This window comes from Streptomyces sp. NEAU-YJ-81 (assembly GCF_017592595.1).
In the GTDB taxonomy this organism is placed as follows: domain Bacteria; phylum Actinomycetota; class Actinomycetes; order Streptomycetales; family Streptomycetaceae; genus Streptomyces; species Streptomyces hygroscopicus_B.
In genome coordinates this window covers 33,082-45,062 of record NZ_JAGFNO010000042.1, presented here as the reverse complement: position 1 = coordinate 45,062, position 11,981 = coordinate 33,082, and the positions used below count along the sequence as shown (strand labels likewise).

The 11,981-nt window shown below is 71.3% G+C and carries 13 protein-coding genes; 5 read left to right on the top strand and 8 right to left on the bottom strand.

Annotation, left to right across the window (positions count from 1 at the left end; all coding sequences use genetic code 11):
- Positions 1-27: 27 nt before the first annotated feature.
- A complete protein-coding gene (locus J5X86_RS52690; RefSeq protein ID WP_208522417.1) occupies positions 28-1,221 on the top strand; it encodes a cytochrome P450 in 1,194 nt (397 codons plus the stop codon).
- Between the two features lie 83 nt (positions 1,222-1,304).
- Here J5X86_RS52690 and J5X86_RS44985 read toward each other — a convergent pair whose 3' ends face one another.
- From J5X86_RS44985 to J5X86_RS44965, 5 genes are all read right to left on the bottom strand, one after another.
- Positions 1,305-1,736 (bottom strand): hypothetical protein, encoded by a 432-nt coding sequence (locus tag J5X86_RS44985; protein ID WP_162952882.1) that lies wholly within the window; start codon positions 1,734-1,736, stop codon positions 1,305-1,307.
- A 76-nt stretch (positions 1,737-1,812) separates the two neighbouring features.
- Positions 1,813-2,238, bottom strand: a complete 426-nt coding sequence (locus J5X86_RS44980) for a hypothetical protein (RefSeq protein WP_208522416.1) — start codon at positions 2,236-2,238, stop codon at positions 1,813-1,815.
- A gap of 211 nt (positions 2,239-2,449) precedes the next feature.
- Positions 2,450-3,940, bottom strand: coding sequence for an MFS transporter (locus J5X86_RS44975; RefSeq protein ID WP_208522415.1), 1,491 nt, complete (start codon positions 3,938-3,940; stop codon positions 2,450-2,452).
- A 124-nt stretch (positions 3,941-4,064) separates the two neighbouring features.
- Positions 4,065-4,553 carry a MarR family winged helix-turn-helix transcriptional regulator gene (locus J5X86_RS44970; protein WP_208522414.1) on the bottom strand — a complete coding sequence of 163 codons (489 nt, stop codon included), beginning with the start codon at positions 4,551-4,553 and terminating at the stop codon, positions 4,065-4,067.
- Between the two features lie 63 nt (positions 4,554-4,616).
- The gene (locus J5X86_RS44965) at positions 4,617-5,471 is read right to left on the bottom strand and encodes a LysR family transcriptional regulator (RefSeq protein WP_208522413.1); all 855 of its coding nucleotides are present in this window, start codon (positions 5,469-5,471) and stop codon (positions 4,617-4,619) included.
- Between the two features lie 68 nt (positions 5,472-5,539).
- On the opposite strand from J5X86_RS44965, the gene J5X86_RS44960 reads away from it, so the two are divergent.
- From J5X86_RS44960 to J5X86_RS44945, 4 genes are all read left to right on the top strand, one after another.
- Positions 5,540-6,559 (top strand): DMT family transporter, encoded by a 1,020-nt coding sequence (locus J5X86_RS44960; protein ID WP_243983105.1) that lies wholly within the window; start codon positions 5,540-5,542, stop codon positions 6,557-6,559.
- Between the two features lie 175 nt (positions 6,560-6,734).
- Positions 6,735-7,253, top strand: a complete 519-nt coding sequence (locus tag J5X86_RS44955; RefSeq protein ID WP_208522412.1) for a hypothetical protein — start codon at positions 6,735-6,737, stop codon at positions 7,251-7,253.
- Between the two features lie 68 nt (positions 7,254-7,321).
- Positions 7,322-8,524, top strand: coding sequence for a sensor histidine kinase (locus tag J5X86_RS44950; protein ID WP_208522411.1), 1,203 nt, complete (start codon positions 7,322-7,324; stop codon positions 8,522-8,524).
- A complete protein-coding gene (locus tag J5X86_RS44945) occupies positions 8,521-9,156 on the top strand; it encodes a response regulator transcription factor (RefSeq protein ID WP_078638731.1) in 636 nt (211 codons plus the stop codon). Before J5X86_RS44950 ends, J5X86_RS44945 begins: the two co-directional genes overlap by 4 nt.
- Positions 9,157-9,355: 199 nt before the next feature.
- On the opposite strand, the gene J5X86_RS44940 is transcribed toward J5X86_RS44945, so the two are convergent.
- From J5X86_RS44940 to J5X86_RS44930, 3 genes are all read right to left on the bottom strand, one after another.
- Entirely contained in the window at positions 9,356-10,114 is a 759-nt protein-coding gene (locus tag J5X86_RS44940) for a nucleotidyltransferase domain-containing protein (protein WP_208522423.1), read from the bottom strand.
- A gap of 217 nt (positions 10,115-10,331) precedes the next feature.
- Complete coding sequence (locus J5X86_RS44935) at positions 10,332-11,408, bottom strand: aldehyde reductase (RefSeq protein WP_208522410.1); 1,077 nt, start codon at positions 11,406-11,408, stop codon at positions 10,332-10,334.
- A gap of 57 nt (positions 11,409-11,465) precedes the next feature.
- A complete protein-coding gene (locus tag J5X86_RS44930) occupies positions 11,466-11,924 on the bottom strand; it encodes a MerR family transcriptional regulator (protein WP_208522409.1) in 459 nt (152 codons plus the stop codon).
- Between the last annotated feature and the right edge of the window lie 57 nt (positions 11,925-11,981).

The following is an 11,981-nucleotide window of genomic DNA, read 5'->3' as shown; positions in this document are numbered from 1 at the left end:
CCTGAGGCACATACGAGGGAGTCAACAGTGAGCGAGACCTTGCCCCTTCCCGGGACCGTGAAGGCCGAACGGCGTTGTCCGTACGACCCTCCGGAGAACCACCGCCGACTGCGGGACGCGGGTGAACTGGGCAAACTGGAGCTGCCCGGCGGCCTGGTGATGTGGTTTCTGACCAAGCACGACGACATCAGGGCCATGCTGGCGGACTCCCGGTTCAGCGGCTCCAGGGTGCCGTTCCCGGCGATGAGCCCGGAGATACCGGCGGGCTTCTTCTTCTCCATGGACCCCCCGGACCACACCCGCTACCGCCGCACGCTCACCGCCGAGTTCTCGGTGCGTGGTGCGCGCGAACTGACCGGCCGGATCGAGCGGCTGGCCGACCAGCACCTCGACGCGATGGAGGCGGTGGGCACGAGCGCCGATCTCGTGTCGGCCTATGCCAACCCGGTGCCCGCGATGGTGATTTCCGAAATTCTCGGAGTGCCGTACACCTACCACCAGAAGTTCGACCACGAGGTACGCACGCTCAGGGAGACCGGCGGCGACGACCAGGCCGTCGGCGCGATGGCGACCGCGTGGTGGGACGAGATGCGGGGATTCGTACGCGCCAAGCGGGCCGAGCCCGCGGACGACATGATCAGCAGGCTGCTGCACGGCGAGGTCGAGGGCGGGGCGCTGACCGACGAGGAGGTGGTCGGCATCGCCATGACCATCATTTTCGCCGGTCATGAACCCGTGGAGAACCTGATCGGCCTCGGCATGCTGGCGCTGTTCCAGGACCGTGAGCAGCTGACCCGGTTGCGTGAGAACCCGGACCTGCTCGACGACGCCGTGGAGGAGTTCCTCCGCTACTTCCCCGTCAACAACTTCGGCACCGTGCGCACCGCCACCGAGGACGCCGTGATCAATGGTCATCCCATCGCGAAGGGCGAGATGGTGGCCGGTCTGGTGTCCACCGCCAATCGGGACCCCGAGCGCTTCGCCGACCCCGACCGCCTCGCCCTCGACCGGCCGCACGCCTCCCATCTCGCGTTCGGACACGGTGTGCATCAGTGCCTGGGCCAGCAACTGGCGAGGGTGGAACTGAAGGTGCTGCTGCAGCGGTTGCTCGCCAGGTTCCCCAGCCTGCGTCTGGCGGTGGCCCCGGAGGAGATCCGGTACCGGGAGAACACCTCGTTCTACGGTGTCCACGAGCTGCCGGTGACCTGGGCGGCCGAGTAGCCCCAGCCGGTGGCCGGAAGGCCAGGGGCGGGCGGCGGTGGCCGGCGCGTGAGGAAAGAGGCCGCGTACGCCGACGGCGGACCTCAGACGCCGAGCCGGCCACCGGTCAGCCGTGCGAGCGGGCGGCGGCGACGTGCGGCGCGCCTGCGCAGGACCACCGCGGTGGCGCCCGCCGCGGCGGCCCCCGCACCGGCGACGGCTGCCTGGACCTTCCGCGCCTTGAGCGCCATCCAGGCCGAACCCGCCGCCGCGGCAGCCTTCTTGGGGGCCTCAGCCGCCACGGTACGACCGGTGGCCACGGCCTTCTCGGCAGCCACATGGGCCTTGTCGGCGGCGACATGAGCGGTGTGCGCGGCCGTCGTCGCGGCGCTCGCGGCGGCGGTCTTCGCCGTCGTCTCCGCCTCGCCCGCGGTGTCCTTGGCCTTTGCCGTCGTCTCCTTGGCCTTGGTGGTGGTGGCCTTCGCGTGCGCGTTGGCGCTCCTGACACTTGTGTGTGCGTTCTTCTTCTCGGTCATGTCCACCGCGTTACCACTCGGCCCGACAGCAAACCCGGGGCGCCGGGCCGTCGGCGCGGCGGGACGCCGCCTTGGCTCATTCCGTGCCCGAGCCGCGCCGCTGCTGGAACAGCACGAAACCTCCGGCCAGGGCGACCAGACAGACGCCGATGATGATTCCCACGGCGGGCCACGGGGACCCGTTGTCCGACGTCGCCGCCTTCGAGGGCGACTCGCCGTCCGAGTCCGGCGCCTCGCTCTCCGGCCGTGTAGAAGCCGAGGGTGAGGCGGACGGGGCGGCGCCGACAGCCGCGCGCTTGAGCTTCAGCAGTGAGGCGGCATTCTCTGGCTCCGACTCGAACGTCAGTGTCACGTTCTTCGCCAGGGTGTGCGAGTCGGAGGCGCTCACTTCGGTGTGGGCCAGGGCGGGGGAGGCCGTGGCGAGGACGAGCGCCGACGCGGCGATGGCCAGGGCGCCGAACCGCCGCGTCCGCGGGCGGGACGGCAGATGATGTGCGTTCACGGTGTCTCTCCTCGTCATGGGGGGGCACCCGAGCCCTCCGCACCCGGCGCCGGGTGCGTTCATCATGTGCGCCACACTCCCGATACGTACGGCCCGGACACGATGTTCACCGTGTCCGGGCAGGGTTTCGTCCCGGCGCCGTTCGTCGGGCTCGTGGTCTCGGCCGACGCCATGAGGGCGCACCCCTCGCTCGGAAGGGGAGACGAGGGGGTCAGGCGGTGGTGACGGGTGCGGCGGGCGGGTTGGCCTCCCGTGGCGCGTCGGGGCGCTTCGACGCAGGCCCTCGCAGCACGGTGAACGCCACGGCGAAGGCCGCCACGATGAGCCCCGCTCCGACGGCGAAGGCCAGGTGGTAGCCGCCGGTCAGCGCCTCGGCCCGGCCCTTGCCCCGGGCGAGCAGCGCGTCCGTGCGGGAGGCCGCCAGGGTGGACAGCACCGCGACGCCCAGCGCCATGCCGATCTGCTGAGTGGTGTTGAACAGCCCGGAGACCAGCCCGGCCTCGTCATCCTTCGCACCGGACATCCCGAGACTGGTCAGCGCGGGGAGAGCCAGCCCGAAACCGGCGGCGAGCAGCATGACCGGGAGGAGGTCGGGGAGGTACCGGGCGTGCACGGGGACGCGGATGAGCAGCCCGAGGACCCCGGCCAGCAGCGCCAGCCCGGCGAGCAGCACCGCCCGGTCGCCGAAGCGGGCGCTGAGCCGCGCGGAGACGCCGAGTGACACCGCGCCGATGGCGAGGGCGGCCGGGAGCATGGCCAGACCGGTCCTGGTGGCGCCGTATCCCAGCACATTCCGCAGATAGAGGGCGACGAGGATCTGGAACGAGAAGAGCGCGGCCACCATCAGGACCTGGACCAGATTGGCCCCCGCGACACCGCGCGACCGCAGGATCCGCAGGGGCATCAATGGGGTGCGGGCGGTGGCCTGGCGGACCAGGAACAGGGCGAGCAGGAGGAGCGAGACGGCGCCGAGGCCGAGCGTATGCGCCGCCGTCCAGCCGTAGTCCGCCACCTTGACGACGGTGTAGATGCCCAGCATCAACCCGGCCGTGACGAGCAGGGCGCCGAGGACATCGGCACCGGCCGCGAGACCGGGCCCGCGGTCGGCGGGCAGGACGGATATGGCGACCGCGAGGGTCAGCAGTCCGATCGGCAGATTGATCAGGAAGATCCAGTGCCAGCTGAGCGCGTCGGTGAGAAGGCCCCCGAGCACTTGGCCGATTGACGCTCCGGCGGCGCCGGTGAAGCTGAACACGGCGATGGCCTTCGCGCGTTCGGCGGGCTCGGTGAAGAGCGTGACGAGAATGCCCAGGCTGACCGCGGACGCCAGCGCGCTGCCGACCCCCTGTAGAAACCGGGCGGCGATCAGCGCCGCGGGGGAGGTGGCCACGGCCGCCAGAAGCGAGGCCGCGGTGAACACCGCGGTGCCGGCCAGGAACATGCGCTTACGGCCGATGAGGTCGCCGATGCGGCCCGCGAGCAGCAGCAGACCGCCGAACGCGATCAGATAGGCGTTGACGACCCAGCTCAGCCCGGCGGGGGAGAACCGCAGATCGTCCTGGATGGCGGGCATGGCCACGGTCACGATGCTGCCGTCGAGGATGACCATCAGCATCCCGGTGGCGACGACCCCGAGGGCCAGTTGGCGTGATGGAGGGACACGGGAAGAGGGCGGGGCGGACTCGGACGCGGTGGCGGACATGCGGTCACTCCTGTCGGTAGACGCGACAGGAGTGACCGTAGCAGATGGTTTTGTTGCAGACTATTTGTTTCGGTTCTACTCGCGGCTCCAGGTGTGGCTCTGGGTGCGGTCTTTGGGTGCGGCGCTACTTCTCGCTCTGGCGCGCCCGCCGGGCCGGGCGGGGGCTCTCGGCGGGCGCGGCCAGATGCCCCTCGGTCAGCCGGGTCAAGGCCCGTAGCAGGGCGGCGCGTTGGGTCTCGGGTAGCGTCGCCAGCGCCTCCCGGTGAACGCGGTCCACGATGTTCTGGCTCTGCTCGGCGATCCGCGCGCCCTCCTCGGTCACCGCGATGATCCGGGCCCGGCGATCCCGGGTCGAGGCGCGCCGCTCCGCGAGACCCGCCTTCTCCAGGGCGTCCACCGTCACCACCATCGTGGTCTTGTCCATGTCGCCGATCTCGGCGAGCTGTGCCTGGGTGCGCTCCTCCTCCAGAGCGTGGACCAGCACGCAGTGCATCCGTGCCGTCAGTCCGATCTCGGCGAGCGCGGCCGACATCTGGGTGCGCAGGACGTGGCTGGTGTGGTCGAGGAGGAACGACAGGTCCGGTTCGTTCTGGGTGGGCGCCATCGCGGTCATATGGCCCAGGGTAACAATTCGATCCGTACTGGATTATCCGGAACAGTCCTTACCCGGGTGGAGTCAGCCGTTGCGATAAAGCGTGGTGAGCAGCTCGATCGCGGTTTGGGTGGCGGGGTGCGGGTCGTCCCGCCACCAGGCGAGGCGTACCGCGATCGGCTCGGCGTCCCGGACCGGCCGGTAGGCGATACCGGGCCTCGGGTACTGGTTGGCGGTGGACTCCGCCGTCATGCCGACGCAGCGGCCCGCGGAGATCACCGTGAGCCAGTCCTCCACGTCGTGGGTCTCCTCCGTGGCCGGACGGGAGTCGGGCGGCCACAGCTCCGCGGTGGTGGTGCCGGTCCGCCGGTCGACCAGCAGGGTGCGTCCGCTGAGGTCGGCCAGCCGGACCGAGCGGCGCCTGGCGAGGGGGTCGTCGGCCGCCACGGCGCACAGCCGCCTCTCCAGCCCGACGATGGCGGAGTCGAAGCGGCGCTCGTCGAGGGCTCTGCGTACGACGGCCAGGTCACAGGCGCCCTCCGCCAGCCCGGCGGTGGCGGAATGTACACGGACGAGGTGCAGATCCGTCTCGGGGTATGCCTGGGCCCAGCGGCGCTGGAAGGCGGGGGTGTGGCGGCCGAGCGCGGACCAGGCGTAGCCGATCCGCAGATGGGCGTGGCCCGATATGGCCTCCCGGATCAGGCCGTCCGCCTCGGCCAGCACCCGCCGGGCGTGTGCCACCACGCGCAGCCCGGTGCCCGTAGGGGTCACCTCGCGGGAGGTCCGCCGCAACAGCCGTGTCCCCAGGGCGCGTTCGAGCGAGGCCAGGGTCCGGGACACGGCCGCCTGGGAGACGCCGAGCGCGATGGCGGCGTCGGTGAAGGTGCCCTCGTCGACGATCGCCACGAGGCAGCGCAGTTGCCGCAGCTCCACATCCATACGTCCAGCGTATAGATAAGACGTCGAACGCATTATGTGCATGCGTGGGCCCGGCGCACGATCGACGCATGCGACCAGCTCCCGCGTCACGTATCGCCACCGCACGATCGACGGGAACCGCACACCGGATCCCGTCGACCGCCGCCGACTCCGACCCGGGCCTTGGCCTGGATTCGGGCCCCGGCCTCGGTCCGGGCCCGGGACCGAGCCCGGACGCGGACCCGGACCCGGCCTCGGACCCCGATCAGCAGCCGACCGCGCGTCGCTTCGCCGGTGTGGCCACGATGATCGGCAGCGGGTTGTCCAACCAGACCGGCGCCGCGATCGGATCCCATGCCTTCCCCGTCCTCGGCCCGGTCGGGGTCGTCGCCGTCCGCCAGTACGTCGCCGCGATCGTCCTGCTGGCCGTCGGCAGGCCCCGGCTGCGGAGCTTCACCTGGTGGCAGTGGCGGCCGGTGGTGGGTCTTGCCGTGGTGTTCGGCACCATGAATCTCTCCCTGTACACCGCCATCGACCGCATCGGCCTCGGGCTCGCGGTGACGCTGGAGTTCCTCGGCCCGCTGTGCATCGCGCTGGCCACCTCACGGCGCCGGGCGGACGCGTGCTGCGCGCTGGTCGCGGCCGCCGCCGTGGTGACACTGATGCGTCCGCGGCCCTCGGCCGACTACCTGGGTATGGGGCTGGGGCTGCTGGCCGCCGTGTGCTGGGCGTCGTACATCCTGCTCAACCGCACCGTGGGCCGACGGGTCCCCGGCGCTCAGGGGTCGGCGGTGGCCGCAGGGCTCTCCGCCCTGATGTTCCTGCCGGTCGGAATCGCCGTCGCGGTCCATCAGCCGCCGACCGGGAGCGCCGTGGCGTACGCCGTCACCGCGGGCGTCCTCTCCTCGGCTGTGCCCTACCTCGCGGACCTGTTCACCCTGCGCCGTGTGCCCGCCCAGGCGTTCGGGCTCTTCATGAGCGTCAACCCCGTCCTCGCCGCCCTGGTCGGCTGGGTCGGCCTGGGGCAGAACCTGGGCTGGACGGAGTGGACGAGCATAGGCGCCATCGTCGCGGCCAACACACTGAGCATCCTCACCCGGCGCGGCTGAAGGACCGCGTACCACCGCGGACGGCCAGTGTGCGACACCGCTTAAGGTCCCGTCCCAGCGGGTACGACGCCACCGCTCACAGCGCGGTGCTCGGGTGTGGGTGGAGGCTCAGGTCCACCCGGCGTGGACCTGTGGGTTGACGTGTGCGGCGGGGGCTCCGGCCGAGCATGGCGGCATGGATATCAAGGACTGGCTGATCGATATCGCCCTCGTGGGCATGGTGCTGCTGCAACTGCGTGGCCGACGGTTGACGGCGAAGGCGCTGCTGCTGCCGGTGGCGCTCGTCGCGTGGGTGGCGACGAAGTACCTGCACGAGATCCCGACGTCGGGCAACGATCTCCTTCTGATCGTGGCCACGACGCTGACCGGGCTCGCTCTGGGTGCGGGGGCCGGGATGCTGACCCGGGTGTACCACAACGACGCCGGTGAGGTCATCGCGCGCGCCACGGCCATGGCGGCCGTGCTGTGGGTGGTGGGCTGCGGCTTCCGTATGGCCTTCCAGCTATTCGCCACGCAGGGCGGCGACGAAGCGATCGGCCGCTTCTCGACCGACTACCACCTTGATCCGACGGCCTGGGCCCCGGCGATTCTCCTGATGGCGCTCGCCGAGGTGATCGCCCGCACCGCCATCGTGGCCTGGCGCGGACGGGAGGCGCTCCTCGGGTCGGACCGGGGCCGGCTGGGCGTCCAGTGAGCGACGGGCCACGGTGCGAGCGGTGGCCCCTGGGGCTGGGCTGGTCACGGGCACGGCATGCTGGTCGGATGAGTACAGGTGATCTCCGGTCGGGACCCGGCGGACGGTCCGTCCGGCCGGACGGCAATGAGCCGACCGCGGAATGGGCCGTGGGCATGCTCGCCCTGGGCGGCTTGATCTACGGGGCGGTGCGGGCGACACATCCTGGGCTCGACGCCCGCGGCCTGGTCGCGCTGGTGGTCACCGTGGGCCTGGGCCTGGGCTGGGTCGGCTGGCTGGTGGGCATGCGGAGAGGCCGACCGACGGTCGGTGTGTGCTCGGTGGCCCTGGTGGCGGTCTGTGGCGGGGTGGCGGGGGCATGGGCCTCGTTCGGCGCGGTGGTCGTGGGGGTGGCCGCGATGTGCGCCGTCATGCTGGTGGGGCTGCTCCCCGCCACGGCCCTGGCCGGCCTCGGTATCGCTGCCGCCGCCGTCGCCCTCGCCATCGACGGACAGGACGTCGCGAAGCTCGCCGCCGTGGGGGTGGCCGCGCTGCTCGGCCTGCTGCTGGGCGTCGTACGCCGCCAGCGCCGGGAACGGCTGCGGTCCGAGGCCGAGCTGGCGGTGGCGTGGGAACGCGGCGCCGTCGAGCACGAGCGCGCGGAGCTGTTCGCCGAGCGCAACCGGATCGCCCGGGAGGTGCACGACGTGCTGGCCCACACGCTGTCGGCGCTGTCGGTGCAGATCACCGCTCTTGATTCCATCGTCGAGGACGGCGCCGGCACCGACGAGGTGCGGGCCGCGATCGGCCGGTCCCGTCGGCTGGTCGTCGAGGGCCTGGACGAGACCCGCCGGGCGGTGCGGGCGCTGCGCGAGGAGCCGGTCGCCCTCGACGAACAGCTCACCGCCCTCGCCACGGACGAAGGCGCCGACTTCCGGATCGCCGGTTCCGTACGGCCGCTGCCGCCGGCGGCCGGAATAGCCCTGCTGCGGGTCGCCCAGGAAGCACTCACCAACACGCGCAAGCACGCACCGGGCGCCGCCGTCACGGTCACCCTGGCCTTCGGCGAATCGTCCACCCGTCTGACGGTCACCAATGAGGCAACGGTACGATCTGGCGTCGATCCGGCCGGAGAGCTTGCCGAGATCGGCGGTGGCTTCGGCCTCACCGGCATGCGCGAGCGCGTGGAACTGCTCGGCGGCACGCTCGACGCAGGTCCCGAAGACGCAGGTCCCAAGGACGCAGGTCCCCAAGCCGGTGGCTGGAGTGTGGAAGCGGAGGTCCCGGCGTGAAGGTGATCATCGTGGACGACCAGACCATCGTCCGCGACGGACTGGTCACCATCTGCGAGCGGCTGCCCGACGTCGAAGTGGTCGCCGCTGTCGGCGACGGTCGGCAGGCCCTGGCCGCGGTCGCCGAGCATTCCCCGGACGTGGTGCTGATGGACCTGCGCATGCCCCACATGGACGGCATCGAAGCCACGCGGCACATCACCATGGACCATCCCGCGACGCATGTCGTCGTGCTGACCACCTTCATCGACGACGAATCGATCAACGCGGCGCTCACCGCCGGAGCACTGGGCTACCTCACCAAGGAAGCCGGGCGCGAGGACGTCGATCGGGCGCTGCGGGCGGCCGCCCGCGGGCAGGCCCTCCTGGACCCCGCCGTACACGCCCGCCTCGTCGCACTCGCCCGGCAGCAGCCCGCCGCCGGGTCGGGGGAACTGCCCGCCGGGCTGACCGCACGCGAGGCCGAAGTGCTCATCTGCATGGCCAAGGGCCTGTCCAACCGCGAGATCGCCCGATCGCTGTTCGTCAGCGAAGCCACCGTCAAAACCCATGTCAACCGTGTCTTCGCCAAGACCGGCAGCCGTGACCGCGGGCAGGCCATCGCCTACGCGCACCGGCACGGACTCGGTTGAGCCCGGGTGCGTCGTTCGACCTCACCGCGGACCCTGGAGCCGGTGTGGGCGTAGCAGCGGATGCTCGTGCCGAGGGCGCCGGTGTGCGTGTACGGCGTGGCATTTGTGCGTATGCGGCGTGACGTTGCCGAGGCGCCGGTGTGCGGGTGCAGCGCGGCGTTGCCGAGGCGCCGCGCTGCCAACGCGCCCAGGCCACCGCTCAGTCGGCGGCTGCGAACAACGCCTCCGCGTCGGCGACCGCCTCGGCCAGGGCGACGGGCTCCGGCCGCAGCCCTGCCACGATCGTGTCGATGCCGCGCAGGCCCGCCCGCTGGAGGAGGCGTTTCTCGTTGGTGGCCCACTCACCGCGCGCCGCCAGCACCGCGTGCGCCGTCTGCAGGGCGGCGGTCGCCACCGCCCCCGCCACCTCGGTGGCCTGGCCACGTCCGAGGTACGCGGCCGAGGCGTACCGCAGTGTCAGAGCCGCGCGCCCGCGCCACATCGGGGGCGCCGCCTCGCGCAGCGCCGCCGGGTATTCGGGGCGGGGCAGGGCGCCCCGCAGCACCTGGTTGAGGGCGAGTTCGGCCACCACCAGATAACTGGGGATGCCCGCGAGGTGGAACATCAGCGGCTCCCAGCGGAAGCGGCCCTGCCGCGACTCGGCGAGTTCGTGTTCCACCACCTCGAGGTCGCGGTAGTGGACGTCCACGCGCCGTCCGTCGATCGTCAGCCAGGCGCCCCCGTTGAAGACACCACCGCCCCACTCGCCGATCCCGGAGACCTCGCCTTCCCAGCCGACGGCCCGCAGGTCGGCCGGGTCGAAGCCGCCCCGGTAGTACACGGCCAGGTCCCAGTCGCTCTCCGGGGTGTGGGTGCGTTGCGCACGTGAGCCCCCGAGGGTGACGGCGCGTACGGCGGGCAGGGCGGCGAGCCGCTCGGCGACCTCGTCGAGAAACATGTCGTCGGTCATGTTGGTCATGTCGGTCATACGGATCCGATCGTGCGAAGTGGATGACGGGTGCGGCGGGCACACCGAACGGACGCCGGAGCACAGGCTCGTACGGCGTTCACGCGGATCGCGATCGGTGCGCCGGGTCATCACTTCATGACGCCGACCTTACCGCCCCCGCCGGACCCGAGCCCGGCGCTCCGGAACACCGACGGACGGCGGGGCGGGCGGCACGGCCAGGGGCGGTTCAGCCCTTCACCAGGCCCAGGCGGAACAGGCTCTCCGCGGTGTCGAGGATGGTCGTCACCGTGTCACGCGGGGTCCAGCCGAAGACGGAACGCGCCTTCTCGGTGCGCAGGATCGGTACGCTCCCCGCCTGCCCCGCCGCTTCCCGCACCGACGGGTCGGAGCCGGCGGCCATCCGCGTCTCTTCGTCGCTCAGCTCCCGCGTGGGCACTCGGGCGGCGCGCTCGCCGAGGTGCTCGGCCAGCACTCCGGCGATCCACAGGAAGCTGACGGCCCGGTCGCCGCTGGCCAGGAAGCGCTGTCCCGCCGCCGCGGGATGTGTCATGGCCCGCAGATGGAGGTCGGCCACATCGCGCACGTCCACCACGCCGAAGTGCGTACGGGGGACGGCGGGCATCTCTCCCGCCAGCATCGCCCGCACGAGCTCTGTCGAGGCGGACAGCCGGGGGCTGAGTGTCGGACCGAAGATCCCGGTCGGGTTGATCACCGTGACTTCGAGGCCGTCCCCCTCCTTCTCCGCGAATTCCCAGGCGGCGAGCTCAGCGATGGTCTTCGACCGGATGTAGGGCGCGTTGTCGTCCGCGGGGTCGGTCCAGTCGCTCTCGTCGTACTCGTCCCCGTCCTTCGCGCTGTATCCCACCGCCGCGAACGAGGACGTCATCACGACCCTCTTCACACCGTGGTCCCGTGCCGCCCTCAGCACACGAAGGGTGCCGTCCCGAGCGGGGACGATCAGGTCGTCCGCGTTCTCCGGCTGGACGGAGGGGAACGGCGACGCGACATGAAGGACGCGGGTGCACCCCGCCACCGCGTCGTCCCAGCCGTGATCCGCGGTCAGATCGGCGCTGACGACATCGAGCCGCCCGCCGGGATCGACATCGGAGGCCGCGATGGCCGACCGTACGCTCGCTTCGGCGCTCGTGGCCCGGCCGTGCGAACGGACGGTGGTGCGGACCCGATGGCCGCTCCGCAGCAGGCCGCTGATCACATGGGTGCCGAGATAGCCGTTGCCACCGGTGACCAGGACGAGTTCGCCACCGTCGGTGTCGTTGTTGTTGATATCGGAGTCAGTGGACACGGGGATCGTCTTGCCTTCCTTGGATTGCTGTGGATTCCTGTCCCATACGGTTGCTTCTCACAGTGCGTCCATGACGCCCGTGACCTCTTCGATCGCCCGGCGCTCCGCGTCGGCGTCGCCGCGCTCCCGGGCGTCCCACATGCCCGCCTTGAGCCGTAGATAGCGCAGCCGGATCTCCATCAGCGCCATCTCCCGCTCCAGGCGCTCCGCGTTGCGCCGGAAGAGGTCGCGCAGCGGGGCGGCGCCCTGCGCGCCCTCGTCGAGGTGGCCCAGGTAGGCGCGCATGTCCTGCACGCTCATACCGGTGGATCGCAGACACCCCAGTGACCTGATCGTCTCCACCACGCCGGGGTGATAGCGCCGGTGGCCACTGTCCCGGTCGCGGTCCACCGCGGGGATCAGGCCGATCTTCTCGTAGTAGCGCAGTGTCGGCTCCGAGAGACCGCTCAGCCTGGACACCTGCTGGATGGTCATCGGGGAGCCCCGGACCTCTGTCTCTGTCTCCGTCGCTGTCATATGTCGAGCATCCGACACTTGAAGCGCTTGAGGTCAAGCGAGCCGATCGGCAGGCCC